The sequence below is a fragment of the Gardnerella sp. DNF01144 genome (assembly GCF_049244245.1).
Lineage (GTDB): Bacteria > Actinomycetota > Actinomycetes > Actinomycetales > Bifidobacteriaceae > Bifidobacterium > Bifidobacterium piotii.
In genome coordinates, this window is the sequence record NZ_CP058390.1 from 429633 (window position 1) to 446779 (window position 17147).

9 protein-coding genes and 1 tRNA gene are annotated in these 17147 nt (G+C 39.7%); 3 read left to right on the forward strand and 7 right to left on the reverse strand.

All coding sequences use genetic code 11. The features are described from left to right. Positions 1–2: 2 nt before the first annotated feature. On the reverse strand, positions 3–1382 hold the full coding sequence (locus HXT36_RS01645; RefSeq protein ID WP_016840208.1) for an alpha/beta hydrolase-fold protein: 1380 nt from the start codon (positions 1380–1382) through the stop codon (positions 3–5). Positions 1383–1667: 285 nt separating this feature from the next. Between HXT36_RS01645 and HXT36_RS01650 the strand changes: the two genes are divergently transcribed. Beyond that, a complete protein-coding gene (locus HXT36_RS01650) occupies positions 1668–3725 on the forward strand; it encodes an LTA synthase family protein (protein ID WP_421779225.1) in 2058 nt (685 codons plus the stop codon). On the opposite strand, the gene purD is transcribed toward HXT36_RS01650, so the two are convergent. From purD to purT, 6 genes are all read right to left on the reverse strand, one after another. Further along, the gene (purD, locus tag HXT36_RS01655) at positions 3722–4999 is read right to left on the reverse strand and encodes a phosphoribosylamine--glycine ligase (protein ID WP_016801453.1); all 1278 of its coding nucleotides are present in this window, start codon (positions 4997–4999) and stop codon (positions 3722–3724) included. The genes HXT36_RS01650 and purD overlap by 4 nt on opposite strands. A 33-nt stretch (positions 5000–5032) precedes the next feature. Beyond that, positions 5033–6067: a phosphoribosylformylglycinamidine cyclo-ligase gene (gene purM, locus HXT36_RS01660; RefSeq protein WP_016801451.1), complete on the reverse strand. Its 1035-nt coding sequence runs from the start codon at positions 6065–6067 to the stop codon at positions 5033–5035. Between the two features lie 62 nt (positions 6068–6129). Next, positions 6130–7623 (reverse strand): amidophosphoribosyltransferase, encoded by a 1494-nt coding sequence (purF, locus tag HXT36_RS01665; RefSeq protein WP_016635272.1) that lies wholly within the window; start codon positions 7621–7623, stop codon positions 6130–6132. A gap of 86 nt (positions 7624–7709) precedes the next feature. Further along, complete coding sequence (locus HXT36_RS01670) at positions 7710–11483, reverse strand: phosphoribosylformylglycinamidine synthase (protein ID WP_421779049.1); 3774 nt, start codon at positions 11481–11483, stop codon at positions 7710–7712. Positions 11484–11609: 126 nt separating this feature from the next. After that, on the reverse strand, positions 11610–12392 hold the full coding sequence (purC, locus tag HXT36_RS01675; protein WP_421779051.1) for a phosphoribosylaminoimidazolesuccinocarboxamide synthase: 783 nt from the start codon (positions 12390–12392) through the stop codon (positions 11610–11612). Positions 12393–12562: 170 nt separating this feature from the next. Beyond that, positions 12563–13936 (reverse strand): formate-dependent phosphoribosylglycinamide formyltransferase, encoded by a 1374-nt coding sequence (gene purT / locus HXT36_RS01680; protein WP_421779053.1) that lies wholly within the window; start codon positions 13934–13936, stop codon positions 12563–12565. 132 nt (positions 13937–14068) lie between these two features. On the opposite strand from purT, the gene HXT36_RS01685 reads away from it, so the two are divergent. Both HXT36_RS01685 and HXT36_RS01690 read left to right on the forward strand, forming a co-directional pair. Beyond that, positions 14069–14144, forward strand: a tRNA-His gene (locus HXT36_RS01685). 255 nt (positions 14145–14399) lie between these two features. Further along, a complete protein-coding gene (locus tag HXT36_RS01690; RefSeq protein WP_421779055.1) occupies positions 14400–17099 on the forward strand; it encodes a DNA translocase FtsK in 2700 nt (899 codons plus the stop codon). The last annotated feature ends 48 nt before the right edge of the window (positions 17100–17147 follow it).

The window sequence follows — 17147 nt, forward strand, 5'->3', positions numbered from 1 at the left end:
GTTTATCGCCTCACCTTCTGATTAACAACCACTTGAATATTACTATAAGAGCTTAAATCTGGATCATGCTTTGCTATTCCAGCGTCTTTACAAAGATGATCAATAGCAACCTTTAATCCGCTTTGAACCGTATGCCAATCGTGTCCTGAGCCTTTAGAAATCATTGTTATAACGCTTATTCCAGCTTTATGTGCTGCAATAGCAATAGTGGATTGATTTATTTGTGATTTTGGATCCCATGCTCCTGCTATTGAATAATAATTTTGATTTAATGGAGCGTTTTTTCTCATTATGTTTGTTGGAATATGTTTTTCGTATTCCTTGCGATTTCCGTTAAAATAGCGGTTTATTGTTTCGTTTTTATTCTTGTAAGTTGGCTCTAATTCTCCGCCAGCAGAATACATGTTTCCAAACAACTTTGGGTACGCTGGAACTATTTGAGTTGCACAAGTTCCACCTTGAGAAAATCCTCCCATAAGCCAAAGTGCTGGATTTGTGCTTGCAGGAAGATTTTTGCGAATCCAGCTAACAACATCTTTAGTCAGGTACGTTTGAGCATTTCCATAAACTTTTGTGTTTGCACAAAGTGAATTGTGCGTTGAAGTGCCATTCTGGTCTGGGGAAACAACAATCGGAGCTAAACCATTGTGCTTTTTAGCGTAAGCGTCTAAAGTATTCACTATTTCGCTTGCAGCAAATAGTCTATTAGGGCTTCCTGGCTGTCCAGAAAGAAGAACCATTACAGGAAGTTTTGGAGCAAATTTTGTTAGCGCAGCTGGAGGAAGATACACGTTTGCGATTCTAGCTCGGAAGTTTGATTGCGTTGCTGGAATTCTAACAGAGCGGCTAATGCCTTTAGACGGCATTTTAGGCAGTTTTTTCTGATCTGCTAGTAAGTTCCAATCTTTAATCTCCATAACTGCATTGTGTTTATTATGCTCTTCTAGCTTTGGGTAATTTCCTAATCCAAAAACAGATCCAATAGTCGTGTATTCTCCGTAAATCATGTTTACGCGAATCATTGTTGCTAAAACAAATAAGATAATCGAAAAAATAGCTAGAGCTCTTCTGTATCCCTTAGAAATTATTGCAGCGCTTAGAGCAAAGCCTACGGCAGCAAATCCTCCTGCAATCGAAAAAATCACGAGCCAGCCAAGACTTACGCCAAACACAAGAAAAACGTCGGATATTAGCCAAGTTATGAATCCAAAAATAATGGCGAATAAAAATGCTGAGCCTAGTTGAGTTAATAGTTTTGGAAAATACTTTGACTTTTTAGGTTTTGTAATTAAAAGAACAGCTAAGCATAATGCAGATATTGCGAATATGCTTATAGGTAGAGTGCCGTGCATTAAGTTAATTGTGGCAATAAATTGCTTCATTCTTACTGTTCCTTAAAACCTCGCTAGATTGAAGATAACAAACACAACCTTTGCAAATATAGTATATAATCCTTAAAATTTTCTATATTTTGTCATCTATTATAATGATAAATGCTATAGAACACCTTACAATACGTCAAAAGTATGAATATGCATAGTTTTATACGGTTGTTTGGTATGACGATAGTGATACTTAAGATGTATGTGTAGACTAATACGTACACGATATGCGTTAAGAACGTAATAAATGTAATATGCATTAAATATTGGGCATTAAACATGGGCATGAATCAGAAGGGTGCAAAATTGCCATTAAGCAATTCTCTTACAATTTTTAAGCAATTTGATCGTTTTAAGATTAGGTTTGCTCGTTGGGCGTATTGCGCTCTGTTTGTTGCTTTTTGCGCAATAATGGTTATGATTGTGCAGCTTTCTGTACAGCGTTCTGGTCGAGTGGAAATGACTTCATCACTTTCTGCAAGCGCTTGGAACATAATCTCAAAAATGTGGCTTAAGCTTAATTTTGTTTTTGTGCTTAATCTTCTTATTCTTGCGTTGATTTATGGTATTTTGCTAATAATCATAAACCGTTTTTGGATTACGTCTGCTATTTTGATTAGCGCATCTATAATTGTTTCTGTTATTGAATATATGAAAGTGAATGTTCGATACGAAACGATTCTTCCAGCTGACTTAAACTTTTTAAAAAGTAATACTGGAAATATCGCATCTTTTCTTCCAGACAACGCAAATGCCGTTATTTTTAGCTCTATTGTTGCTGTTCTAATAACTTGGGTTATTGCGCTTTTGTTGCATGTTTTAGATGTTAATCATGGAAAAATTGTTATTATTTCAAATTTAAGAACTTCGATTTTGGTTCGTGTTGTAACTTTAATAGCATTATTAGCGACTTTTGGATGGTATATTTGCACAGTTGGAACTGTTGATTCTAGCGCAAACAATTTTGCTAAGTTTATGGGAGATACGCCATCAATGTGGGACTCCGTTTACGACGCTCAAAGAAACGGCGCATTAGTGGCATTTTTAAGGCAAGTAAACCCAAAGGTTATGGATAAGCCTGCGGATTACAATGAGCGAACTATGAGCGCTTTGCTAGAAAAATACAATAATGAAGCAAAGAAAATAAACGCTTCTAGAAAGTCAAAAATCTCCGATAATACTGTTGTTTATGTGCTTTCGGAATCATTCTCTAATCCAATAAGAGTTCCTGGATTGCAACTAAATAAGAATCCAATGCCATTTATAAGCTCTTTGAAAGAGAAAACAGATAGCGGTTTAATGCTTTCTTCTGGCTACGGCGGAGGAACTGCAAATCTTGAATATATGTCTCTTACGGGATTGAGCATGGTGAACTTTAACTCATCTCTTACAAGCCCGTATCAGCAGCTTGTTCCAAATTCTTCTTGGACTCCTACGATTAATAGGTATTGGGGGAGTGAATCTAATTCCATAGCATTCCACCCGTATGAGCCTAGCATGTACTTGCGCTCAACAAACTATAAGAAGTTTGGTTTTAGTAAGTTCTACTCGCTAGAATCTCCTAATGTTATTGCTCACAAAAATATGCTTGATAAATCGCCTTATGTTTGCGACGAGTCTGCGTATAAAAGTGCGTTTGAAAAAATCGCATCTAGTAAAAATAATCAATTTGTGCAAATAGTCACAATGCAAAATCATATGCCATTTAGGAATTGGTATAAGAACAATGATTTTAAGGCTAGTTCAAAGCCTAGCTCGCCAAAGCTTGGAAGCTCGGAAATATCTTCGATTGAAACATACGCTAAGGGAGTGAGTTACACAGATAAAGCAACTCAAGAGTTCTTAAATGACTTGGATTCTATAGATAAGCCAGTGACTGTTGTATTCTATGGAGATCATCTTCCTGGAATATATAGTACTGCCAGCGATGATGAGAATAATTCTCTTGATTTGCATCTAACTGATTACTTTATTTGGTCAAATAAAAAAGCTAGAGAAAATAATAAAGCTCCAAACAAAATTAGTGACTATTATTCTTCTCCAAACTTCTTTATATCGCAAGTGGCGTCTCACACAAATTCTAAAGTTTCGCCATATCTTGCATTCCTTACAAAATTGCACGAAAAGATTAGTGCAATGGAGCCTCCTGTAGTAAATAAGATTCAGGGGTGGGATAGAATTCCGCAAGGCCAGCCAATTTACTTGAATCCAAGCGGAAAGCCAATGATTGCTAGTAGTATGAACAAAGAAACTAAACAATTATTGCATGATTACCGTTTGATTCAATATGATATTACGGCTGGAAAGCATTATCTTAAAAACACAAACTTTCTTGGTTTTTAATTTTTCAATGCTTTAAGTGCTTTAGTTGCAATGTCGTGCCTATAAAACATGTTAGAAAGATTAAGATTGTCTAATATGCTATAGGCTTTTGATTGAGCATCTTTAACATCTTTGCCATTTACTTGCAAAAGTGCCACTCTTCCAGAAGACGTTACAAGATTATTGTTTTCGTCTAATTTAACACCAGAATAGTAAACATTTTGATCTGCGCTATTAAGAGTGATTTGTGGCAGAGGTGTTCCTGTAACAAGCTTTCCTGGGTATCCTTTGCTTGCTAACACAACGCCAAGAGTTACGCCATTTTTAATCCAAGTAAATGTTGGTTCTTTGCCATGCAAAATGTTAAAAATAGCTTCGCCAAAGTCGCTAGTAAGTCTTGGAAGAACAACCTCTGTTTCTGGGTCTCCAAAGCGAGCGTTAAATTCTATGACTTTTGCGCCTTGCTCTGTGTTAATCAATCCAGCGTACAAAACTCCTGTAAAAGGCATGCCTTCGCTTGCAAGAGCTTGCAAAGTTGGGCGTACGATTTTATCAATCGCTTGTTTTACAACTTCATCGCTGATTTGCGGAACAGGGCTATAAGCTCCCATGCCGCCTGTGTTTGGGCCAGTATCGCCATCATGAGCGCGCTTGTGATCTTGAGAAATTGGCATAACCCAAAAATCTGTTCCGTTAGCAAAACTCATTAATGAGAATTCTTCGCCTTCTAAAAACTCTTCTATAACTACTTTTGCTCCAGCTTTGCCAAAACGATGGTCTACAAAAATATCGTCTAAAGCTGCGAGCGCCTCATCAACGCTAGTGGCAACTGTTACGCCTTTCCCAGCAGCCAAGCCGTCTGCTTTAATAACAATAGGAGCGCCTTGATTTTTAACGTACTCAATCGCTGGTTCTAGCTCGCTAAATGTTTGGTAGGCGGCTGTTGGAATATTATGCCTTTGCATAAGTTGCTTTGCAAAATCCTTAGATCCTTCAATTTGAGCAGCCGCTTTGTTTGGGCCAAATGCTGGGATTCCATTAGCTTCAAAATCGTCAACAATGCCATTCATAAGAGGCACTTCGGGGCCAATAAAAGCAAAGTCGTAGTTGTTGCTCTTAACAAATTCGATTAAAGCGTTGTGATCCGATTCGCTAATGTTTTCAGTTTTGATTCCGCTTTTAATCATGCCTGGGTTTCCAGGAGCAACTGTGACTTCGCTAACGCTTTTACTTGCTAAAAATGCAACTGCGATTGCGTGTTCTCGTGCGCCTGAGCCTACAACTAAAACTTTCATCTTTAATCCTTTATTACTTTAAGATTTTGTGAATTATAACAACTCAACTGCAACGTTTTCGCGTTTAATCATTTTGCCAATAACATACGCTTGTTCATTATTGTTTTTAAGGATTTGCATAGCTTCATCTGCTTTATTTGCATCAATTGCTAATACCATTCCGATTCCCATGTTAAAAACGTTGAACATTTCTGAGTGGTCTACTTTACCCGACTTTTCAATAAGGTTGAAAATTGCAGGAACTTGCCACTTTTTTGTGTCGATTTGTGCTGCAAGATTATTTGCAAACATTCTTGGAATGTTTTCTATAAATCCGCCGCCTGTAATATGAGCTACGCCTTTAATAAGATGATTAGCAAAAAGCGGTTTTAATGCTTTAACGTAGATTTTTGTAGGCTCTAAAAGAACTTCGCCAATAGATTTGCCACACAATTCTTCTGGTTTACTATTTACGTTGTAATTAGCTACATCAAAAAGTGCTTTTCTAACAAGTGAGAATCCGTTTGAGTGTACTCCCGAAGATGCAAGTCCTATAAGAGTGTCTCCAGGCGTGATTTTAGAGCCATCAACAATGTTTTCTCTTTCTGCAACTCCTACAGCAAACCCTGCAAGATCGTACTCGCTTTGATCGTACATTCCTGGCATTTCTGCAGTCTCTCCGCCAATTAATGCTGCTTCTGATTGCACGCATCCGTCTGCAACGCCAGAAACAACTTGCTCAAGTATTTCTGGATTGTTTCTTCCGCAAGCAATGTAATCAAGGAAGAACAGAGGCTGTGCTCCTTGAGCTGCAATATCGTTTACACACATAGCAACGCAATCAATGCCAATCGTATTATGCTTTTGCATCATTTGCGCAATCATAAGCTTTGTGCCAACTCCGTCTGTTCCAGAAATTAGCACTGGGTCTTTGTATCCAAGGCTTGCTAAATCAAACAGGCCGCCAAAACCGCCAATTCCGCCCATAACGCCTGGTCTTTTTGTGCGATTTACGTGGGATTTTATTCTTCGCACAACCTCGTAGCCAGCTTCTACGCTAACGCCAGCTTGTTCATATGCGTTTGGCATTTAAGAATCCTTTCGTGTTTGTTTTAAGTGTTTTAAGTGTTTAGTCGAAGTTTAGTCGTAGTTTAATCGCAGTTTTTAGTCGCAAAATTGTATTTACTATTCTTTTTAATATTCTCTAAAACTTCCTTGTCTTCTTTAGAAAGCGAAGCTAAGAATTCATCTCGGTAGTCGTCTAAAGCGGTAGGGTAGTCGCCATTAAAATACGCTACGCATAATCCTCCGTACGGAGCAGGCTTATTTAACCCAATAGATTCAACAAGACCGTCTAAAGATAAAAACGCTAAAGAGTCAGCGCCAATATATTCGCGAATTTGCTCAACAGAATGTTTAGCTGCAATAAGCTCTTTAGTTGTTTGAATATCGATTCCGTAGAAGCACGGGTATTTAAGAGGAGGCGAAGAGATTCGCATATGAACCTCTTTAGCGCCAGCTTCTCTAAGAAGACGAACAATCCTCTTAGACGTTGTTCCGCGAACGATTGAATCGTCAATAACAATTACGCGCTTTCCTTTAACAACACCTCTAACAGCCGAAAGCTTCATGCGAACGCCTTGTTCTCTAAGCTCTTGCGTTGGCTGAATAAAAGTGCGCGCAACGTATTGATTTTTAATCAAACCCATCTCGTTAGGGATTCCGCTTGTTTCGGCGTATCCAGCAGCTGCAGAAAGCGAAGAATTAGGAACTCCAATCACCATATCTGCGTCTACAGGAGACTCTTTAGCTAAGCGTGCTCCCATGCGCTTTCGCGCAGAATGAACATTAATGCCGTAAATATTAGAATCTGGGCGAGCAAAATAGATAAACTCCATTGAGCAAACAGCGTGCTGAATATTTTTTGCATAACGCTCAATCTTGTATCCATCATTATTAATAACGATTATTTCGCCAGGCTCAATGTCTCTAATAAACTCCGCGCTAACAATATCTAAAGCGCAAGTTTCCGATGCAAGAACGTAAGCACCATTACTCATTCTTCCTAGACTAAGAGGCCTAAAACCATTAGGATCCGTTGCTCCAACAAGCGCGTCTTCTGTAAGAAGTAAGTATGCAAAACCGCCATGAACAGTTAACAGCGCTTCTTTAAGCTTATCCATAAACGAAGTTTTATTCGACCTTCTAATAAGGTGCATCAAAACTTCTGTGTCGGAGTTAGAGTGGAAAATCGCTCCGCAATCTTCTAGCTTATTTCTAAGAGTTGTGCAATTAGTAAGATTGCCATTATGTCCTAAAGCAACATCTCCATCGTGGAAAGAAAACAGAAAAGGTTGAATGTTCTCAACGCTTCCAGATCCAGCAGTCGCGTAACGAACGTGGCCAATCGCGCTGTTTCCAGTAAGATGCTTCATAATGTCTTCGTTTGCAAAAACTTGAGTTAAAAGACCTAAGTTTCTGTATCCTTTAAGATGGCCATTATCGTTTGCAACTATTCCAGCACCTTCTTGGCCTCTATGTTGCAATGCGTGCAAGCCAAAGTAGGTAAGCCTTGCGGCATCGGAATGACCCCACACTCCAAAAACGCCACATTCTTCGTGAACTCCTTCAAGTTCAGCAGACATTCGCACCCCCTATTGTTTTAAAGTTGTAAGTCGTAAGTTGTAAATCGTAAGTTGTAAGTCGTAAATCACAAATTGTGAATCCCCAATCATGACGTAAAGTATTCAACGCCAGAGCTAAAAATGTTTTGTGTTCTAAAATCTGGAATATTTACGTACAAACCGTTGCCGCTGCGCTCGCAATGACCCATTTTTCCAAACACTCTTCCATCTGGGCTAGTGATTCCTTCTACAGCCATAAGCGAACCGTTTGGATTTACTTTAAGATTCATGCTTGGAACGCCATTGCTATCAACGTATTGCGTTGCAATTTGGCCGTTTTGTATAAGAGTATCCATAACTTCTGGCAATGCTACGAATCGACCTTCTCCATGAGATATTGCAACACTATGAACATCGCCAACTTTGCAATTTGAAAGCCATGGAGAAAGATTAGAAGCAACGCGAGTTCTAACAATCTTGCTTTGATGCCTTCCAATAGTGTTAAACGTTAAAGTCGGGCATTCTGCATCCATTGGAACAATATCTCCGAATGGAACAAGACCGAGCTTAATAAGAGCTTGGAAGCCGTTGCAAATACCAAGCATTAAGCCATCGCGATTGTTTAGCAAATCTCGAACAGAGTCGCTAACTGCAGGGTTTCTAAAGAATGCAGCTATAAACTTTGCAGAACCGTCTGGCTCGTCGCCTCCAGAGAAGCCGCCAGGAATCATAACAATTTGGCTTTTATTAATCTCTTTAACAAGCTCTTTTGCGGATTCTACAACATCATCAGCGCTTAAATTATTGATTATAAGCGTTTTGCATTCTGCTCCAGCTTTTTCAAACGCTGCTTGAGTGTCGTATTCGCAATTGTTTCCAGGGAAAACTGGAATGATTACGCGCGGCTTGCTCAATGGAGTTCTTCTGCTAGATTTCATATGATTTCTAACAGGCTTGCGATTAGTGGAATTTATTTCGCGAACTGCGCTTCCTTTACCTCTATATGGGAAAATGCCCTCTAGAGGACTTTCCCAATCTTCCTGTAAATCATCTAAACTAATAATTTCGTTGCAAGCATAAAGCTTAAATTCATTGCACGTTTGTCCAATAACTTCAACGTTTACAAGATTTTCGCTAACCTTGTTTGCAAAATCATCAACGTTAAAATCTTCATCCACTTCTACAAAGAAAGTTCCATATCTAGACTTAAACAAGTCGTCTGTTTTAACAGAGTCGTTAAGTTTTAATCCAATATGGTTGCCCAAAGTCATCTTAAACAGGCTTTCTGCACTAGCTCCAAAACCTGGAGTGCTAATTGCTAGCGCGCGCTTGCTTGAAGTAAGATTTTCAACAATCCTAATCGCCTCTAAGAAGCTTTGAGCGTTAGGCGTGATTCCGTCTTCTTTATACGTAGGTAGTATTCTTAGGATTTTACTATTGGTTTTTTTGAATTCTGGAGAAACAACATTTCGCGCGTCTCCTGTAGAAACAGCAAACGATATAAGAGTTGGAGGAACGTCAAGATTTTCAAAGCTTCCGCTCATAGAGTCTTTGCCGCCGATCGCGCCAACGCCAAAATCAATTTGCGCGCTTAAAGCGCCAAGAACTGCTGCAGTAGGTTTTCCCCATCTTTCTGGAACATTTTGCGGTTTGCCAAAATATTCTTGAAGGCTTAAATAAGCGTTTTCGATTGTAAAACCGCTTGCTACAAGTTTTGCTAAAGATTCTACAACCGATATGTACGCTCCCGTAAATTGGTTCTTTTCCATAATGTATGGGTTAAATCCCCAAGACATTGCAGAAGCGGTGTTTGTTTCGCCAAATACTGGGAATTTTGCGACCATTGCTTGTGCTGGAGTGAGCTGGCGGCGGCCGCCAAATGGCATAAGAACGGTTGCGGCTCCAATAGTGGAGTCAAACATTTCGCTAAGGCCTTTGTTTGAGCAAACGTTTATGTTAGAAACAAGATTTTTAATGCGCTCAGCTAAAGACTTGCCAGAGTAAACTCCACTTTCGTCTTGCCACTTTGTAGCATATTTTTTGCCATTTTCAACGTAAATATCTTGCGTTTTTGGAGCGCCATTAGAAGCTAGGAATTCGCGGCTTAGATCAACAATTGTTTTTCCTCGCCAAGTCATTTTCATTCGAGCTTCTTTTGTAACTGTAGCTACAATTTGCGCTTCCAAATTTTCTTGACGCGCGTAGCTCAAAAATTCGTCTGCATCGCTTGCAGAAACATCAACTGCCATTCGCTCTTGAGATTCAGAAATCGCAAGCTCCGTGCCATCAAGGCCTTCGTATTTTTTAGACACCTTGTCTAAGTTAATAATCAAGCCATCTGCGATTTCTCCAGTTGCAACGCTTACGCCACCAGCGCCAAAATCGTTGCAACGCTTAATAAGACGGCATGCGTCTTTGCGTCTAAAAAGTCTTTGCAACTTGCGTTCAATAGGTGCATTTCCTTTTTGAACTTCTGCTCCGCACTCTTCAATGCTGTCTGCATCTTGCGCTTTAGAAGCACCTGTTGCTCCGCCAATTCCGTCTCTTCCGGTTCTGCCGCCTAGAAGAATAATCACATCTCCTGCTTCAGGTGTTTCTCTTCTAACGTGGTCTGCTGGGGTAGCTGCTACAACCGCGCCAACTTCCATTCGTTTTGCAACATATCCTGGGTGGTAAATCTCGTGTACTTCGCCTGTTGCTAATCCAATTTGATTTCCGTAAGACGAGTAGCCTGCAGCTGCCGACGTTACAATTTTTCGTTGAGATAGTTTTCCTTCTAAAGTTTCGCTAATAGGAGTTCTAGGGTCGGCTGCTCCAGTTACGCGCATTGCTTGATATACGTAGGAGCGTCCCGAAAGAGGATCTCGAATGCAACCGCCAATGCAAGTTGCAGCGCCGCCAAAGGGTTCGATTTCTGTAGGATGATTATGCGTTTCGTTTTTGAACAAAAACAGCCAGTCTTCATCGTGCCCATTAACGTCAACTTTTACTTTTACTGTGCACGCGTTGATTTCTTCGGATTCGTCTAAGTTTTTAAGCTTTCCTGTATGCTTCAAATATTTTGCGCCAATAGTGGCCATGTCCATCAGGCAAATCGGCTTATTTGTGCGCTTAAGCTCTTCGCGTAGTTTAAGATAACGATTAAATGCATCTTTTACTTGCTCGTCATCTATTTGAACGTTTTCAAAATGCGTTCCAAAAGTAGTATGGCGGCAATGGTCGGACCAATACGTGTCTATTACTTTTATTTCTGTAATAGTTGGATTGCGATTTTCGCTTCTAAAATAGTCTTGGCAGAATTTAGCATCAGCCAAGTCCATTGCTAGCGCGCGATCTTCAATGAATTTTTGCAATCCGTTGGAATCTAAATCGTTAAAACCATCTAATACTTCTACGTTTGCTGGAACAATTGCCTCACTTTTAAGCGTATCGACACTATCTAGCGATGCTTCGCGAGCTTCTACTGGATTAATAACGTAGTGTTTAATTGAGTCAATGTCTTCTTTAGACAAATTGCCATTAAAAGCAAGAATTTGAGCAGTTCTAACTTTAGGGCATTCTCCCTGACTAATCATTTGTACGCATTCGCTTGCGGATTGCGCGCGCTGATCAAATTGGCCAGGAAGGAATTCTATAGCAACAACATGCTCATTTGTGCTAATAGGCAAGTAGTCGTAAGTGTTGTCTACTGTAGGCTCGCTAAGAACTGTTTTAACAGCAGTGTTAAAAAGATCTTTAGATATTCCTTCTACATCATACCTGTTGATTATGCGCGTGGATTTTAGAGAATCAATACCAAGAATTTCTTTAAGCTCGTGATTAAGATGTTGGGCTTTTATATCGAAACCAGATCGTTTTTCAACATAAACGCGAAATACCACGGTGAACCTGCCTTGCAATTGTAGTTTTGGCTATTTGTGTTTGGCTATTTTTGTTTGCTTGTTTGTTTATTTATTTGTTTAAGAACGCGCGTGGCTCGCACCTAAAAGATGCGAGCCACATTAAAATTATTGTTCAGCGCAATCGTTTGGATTGACTTCGTCGAAGTTTACTCCTTCGCTTTGCGCAAGAGATTTAAGCCTCGAGAATATTTCTTCGTAGGCTGGAATTATGTCTCCTAAATCGCGTCTGAACAAGTCTTTATCTAAATGACTTACTTCAGAGCCATTCGTATTGCGCTTATCCCAAAGTCGGCATGTATCTGGCGTTATCTCGTCTGCAAGAAGAATGTTTCCTTGTGCGTCTACGCCTTCTTCAATCTTAAAGTCAACGAGTTGAACGTCGATTTTGTTGAAAATATCCAAAAGTGCATTGTTTACAGCGTGAGCTTTCTTTGTAATTTCTGCCATTTCGCTTTCGCTAGCAAGACCTAAAGCTACAACGCCTTCTGGGTTAATAAAAGGATCGCCAAGATCGTCTGACTTTACGCAAAACTCCAAAAGAGGCTTTTTTAGTGCAGTTCCTTCTTTAACGGCATATCGTTTTGCAAAAGAACCAGCAGCTGTGTTTCGCATTATTATTTCTAGCGGAAACATCTTCATGCGCTTTACAAGCTGTTCGGTATCTGAAATTCTGCCAAGAAAATGGCTTTTAACTCCACGAGCTTTAAGAAGATTGAACAGTAGAGAAGTGATTTGATTATTTAAGCTTCCTTTTCCAGCAATTTGAGCCTTTTTAAGACCATTGCCAGCTGTAGCTTGATTCATGTATTGAACCCACAGAACGTTATCGTTACTCGTGGCATACAATTTCTTTGCTTTACCTTCATACAACTTGTCAAGTTTTTCCATTGACGTGCCTCTCCGTTGTATCCATGGCTGAGTGTTGCAAACCATCATTATTTGAAGGTTTATTCAACCGCCAGCAAGATTAGACTAACAATTGTTACCTACATTTTGTTTGTATTATTTTTTGATTTTTTGTCTAATAAAAGTAGTAAAAACCTTGACTTTTCAGCGTTCTACGATGGCAGTTCTACTGTGTGTATTTTGCTTGCAATGCGTGTCGCACAAGATTTTGCATCATTTACGCTGTTCGATACTGTCAAAATAACACCCATTCGTCTTGAGCCGTGGACTTCTGGCTTTCCAAAAATTCGTATATCGCATCTTGTGCAATCTTCTTCGTCTAATGCTTGTGCAAGATTTGTAAATCCTACAGCTCCGTTTCCTTGCACAACAAGTGCGTGACTTAATGCAACTTCGTTATCTTTTAAGCAAAGAGCAGTGTGCTTTTGTGTGATTGGAACACCTAATATTGCTAAAACATGCAAAGCAAACTCGCTGTAGTATTGCGAAATCATTGTTACCATGCCAGTGTCGTGTGGTCTAGGGGATAGTTCGCTAAAAAGTAAATCTCCATTCTTAAGAACAAAAAGTTCTACGCCGTAAATGCCCCAGCCTGTTTCTCCGTTTTCTTTTGCTATTTTGCTTAAACCTTCTACTGCTTGTTTTGCAATATTTTGAGCTGATTTTCTAACATTTTCTGGTATGTTTGCTGGTTGCCATGATTGCCTGTAGTCGCCGTTTTCTTGGCATTGTGCAATAGGTTCGCATGTTGTTATTCCAGCGCTTGAGCACACTGTTAAAACCGTTAATTCGTAGTCTAAAGGAGCAAGTGCTTCTACGATTACGCGAGATATATCTTCATTATTTTCATTATCTTCACTCTGCAAGCTTTGCGTTTTATGCTTAGATCTTCTTCCATTTTGTGCTTCTATCCAAGCATCTTCAAGATTTTTAGGATCTTTTACAATAGATTGACCATGACCAGAAGAACTCATAATTGGTTTCACTACGCATGGATATCCTACGATTTTTGCTCCTTCTTCTAATTCTTTGTAGCTTGAAGCAAAACAATATGGTGTAGTAGGCAGACCAATTTTTTCGTGGGCGATTTTTCGCAAAGCTTCGCGATCCATTGCAATCGAAGTGATACTAGAGCTTGGAACAACTTGAATTTTTTTGTTTTTAACAACGTCTTTTAATACTTCGGTCGATATTGCTTCAACTTCTGGGATTATTATGTTCGGGTTTATTTTGTTTATTAGTTCTTGCAATTTTTTAGAATCGCTCATATCTAAAACGCGATTTTCTTGCGCAACTTGCATTGCTGGAGCATTTGCATAGCTATCTGCAGCACATACTTTAATACCAAGTCTTATAAGCTCTATAGCGATTTCTTTTCCAAGCTCTCCAGATCCTAAAAGAAGTGCTGTAGTTGTGTGTGATGTTGAATTTAGAATGCCAAAAGTGCGATTGTTTTCAACGCTTTTCCAATGTTCTGCTTGCTCATTGAGCATGCTGGTTGCATTTGATTTTTGCAAAAAACTCATAGTCTTATTGTGTCATTAAGTAACGTCGTATTTTGTGCGACGCGCCGAAAATCGCAAGGGTAGCGCAAATTAGAAAAATCGTGTATAGTATTCCTCTGTTGTGCGATTCCCGAAGGGTTTCGCGCTGTAATGGTGGCTATAGCTCAGTCGGTAGAGCATCTGATTGTGGTTCAGAAGGTCGCGCGTTCAAGCCGCGTTAGCCACCCCACTTAATCGGCTGCTTCCCAGCCGATTTTTTTTTACTCTGTATGGCTTTCTGTTTTGTCTTGTTTTTGTGTTCAAACATGTTTATTTTGTTAGCACGCTTTGGAGTAGAATAAGTAAAGCTATTAATTTGATAATATTGATTGGATAATTTTAAGTAATTCGGTTGGTGTTTGTACTTAATGTGAATGATTGCTGGCGATTAGCTTGCTAGTTGTTAGCGGTTTTTGTACGCGCATTTTATGGAGGAGCGATTTATATGCCAAACAATGGTGGTAAGCAGTCTAAAGCGCAGACTAATGAGCCATTTTGGGAGTCTGCTCTGCTTTTTGTTCCGCGTGTTATTGGCAAAGCAGTTCGCTCGCTTTTTGGAGTTGGGCAATACGATGAGGCATACCGTAGAGATGGATTGTGCTTTGTAATGCTTATTCTTGCTGTTCTTTTTTGCGCATCTGAATGGTTTAGAGTTAGCGGATTCTTAGGTGTTGCGTTGCATTCTTTATCTTCCGCGATTTTTGGCATTATGAGCGTTGTTTTGCCAGTGTGGCTTAGTGCGGTTGCTATTAGGCTTATGCGAAATAGTGGTGCTAAATCTGGAAATCCTCGTGTTATAGGTGGTTTTGTTCTTCTTTTATGGTCAATTTGCTCAATTTTAGACATTTTGATTGCAAGCAAAAATCAAGAATTTAATATAGATGATTTGCAAAAATCTGGCGGATTATTAGGATTCTTCTTAGGTTCTCCTTTGGCCTGGGGATTATCTAGGATTTTTGCTCTTACAATTTTTGTTATTATTGCCATTTTTGCTATTTTAATGATTCTTAAATTACATGTTGAAGATGTGACTCAATTTGTTTCATCTATTTTCTCTAAAAAGTCAAAGAATAATCAAGACTTAGAGAATACAGATGATGAAAATTCGAGTAATAGCAGCGATAATCTTGAGTTTGCAGAAGGTGTTCCAACTCACGACTCTTCAGATGGCGAAAAGTCGCGTAAAGATTTGCACAATTCAATAATCTCTAAAATTTTTAATTCTATGTTCGGCTCTAAAAAGAAGGATAGTAATAGCGAACTTTTAGATGCGTATGCTGGAGATGATGCTTTTCTTAGCGCTTCTTCTAAGCCAAGTCAAGATGGTTACTCTATTGAAGACTACGGCTCTAAATCGGATCCGCAAGAAGATCAGAATCAAAGTAATCATCCGCGTGTTGTTGCTTCTAATGGTGTTTCTAATGGCACTTATGGCGCTAATTCTTTGCCGTCTTCTGGTCAAATGTATATTGACGAATTTCCAAAAGCGCCAATTAGTGGCGAATCGCAATATAGCAATGATCCATGGAGTAAAATGCCTGGTCAGCAGTTGGATCAATATAGGTCATCGCAAGAAAATGATGAAGATAGTGTGAGCAACGCCAATAATTCAAACGATTCTAGCGATTCTTCAAGTGAGTACAGCGAAGAGCCGTACAGATTGCCAGATTTGAATATTCTTGTTCACGGAAAACCGCACGCAACTAGAACTCCTGCAAATGATCGCGTAATTCGTGCGCTAACTTCTACGTTTGAACAGTTTGAAGTAGATGCAAAGGTTATTGGCTTTTTAAGAGGGCCTTCTGTTACTCAATACGAAGTTGAGCTGGGGCCTGGTGTAAAAGTTGAAAAAGTCACAAATCTTCAAAAAAATATTGCGTACGCTGTAGCAAGCACAGATGTGCGTATTTTGTCTCCAATTCCAGGCAAGTCTGCGATTGGTATAGAGATTCCAAACGTAGATCGAGAGATTGTAAACCTTGGAGATGTTTTAAGGTCAGATAAAGCTCGCCAGGATTCAAATCCTATGCTCACTGGTGTTGGTAAAGACGTTGAGGGTCATTTTGTAACTGCTGCTCTAGATAAAATGCCGCATTTGCTTGTTGCTGGTGCTACTGGCTCTGGAAAGTCAAGCTTTATAAACTCTATGCTAACTTCGATTATTATGCGTTCTACTCCAGAGCAGGTTCGCATGATTTTGGTAGATCCAAAGCGAGTAGAGCTTTCTGCATATGCTGGGATTCCGCATTTGTTAACTCCGATTATTACAGACCCTAAGAAGGCTGCTCAAGCTCTTGAATGGGTTGTTAAAGAGATGGACTCGCGCTATGACGACTTGCAATTCTTTGGTTTCCGTCATGTTAAAGACTTTAACAAGGCTGTGCGCGAAGGCAAGGTTCATGCTCCAAAAGGCTCCGAGAGAAAAGTTGCGCCATACCCGTATTTGCTTGTTGTTGTAGACGAGATGGCTGATTTGATGATGGTTGCAAAAAACGATGTTGAAAGTTCTATTCAGCGAATCACGCAGCTTGCTCGTGCTGCAGGTGTGCATCTGGTTCTTGCAACTCAACGCCCTTCTGTTGATGTTGTAACTGGCTTGATTAAGGCAAATATTCCGTCTCGACTGGCTTTTGCTACGTCTTCTGCTACGGATTCTAGGGTTATTTTAGACACTGTTGGTGCGGAAACTTTGATTGGTCAAGGAGATGCTTTGTTCCTTCCAATGGGTGCCGCTAAGCCTCAGCGAGTTCAGGGATCTTGGGTTAGCGAATCAGAGATTCGTAAAGCTGTAGAATATGTTAGAACTCAGCGAAAACCAAAATACAGGGAAGACATTGAGCAAATGGCTGCAAAAGCAGATGAACAGGCTCAAGCGCAAGCTAAAACAACAGATATTGGCGACGATATGGATGAGCTTCTTCAAGCTGCTGAGCTTGTTGTTGGTGCACAATTTGGATCTACGTCTATGCTTCAACGAAAGCTTCGTGTTGGATTCTCTAAGGCAGGTAGACTTATGGATTTGCTTGAGTCGCGTGGCGTTGTTGGTCCTTCGGAAGGCTCTAAAGCGCGTGAGGTTCTTGTTCAGCCGCAAGATTTGCCTAAAGTCTTAGCTTTTATTAAAGGTGAGTCTGATTCTTTGAATTAAGAATAATTAAGTATTGTAAAAGCATTGCTAAAGCATTGTTTTTAATTA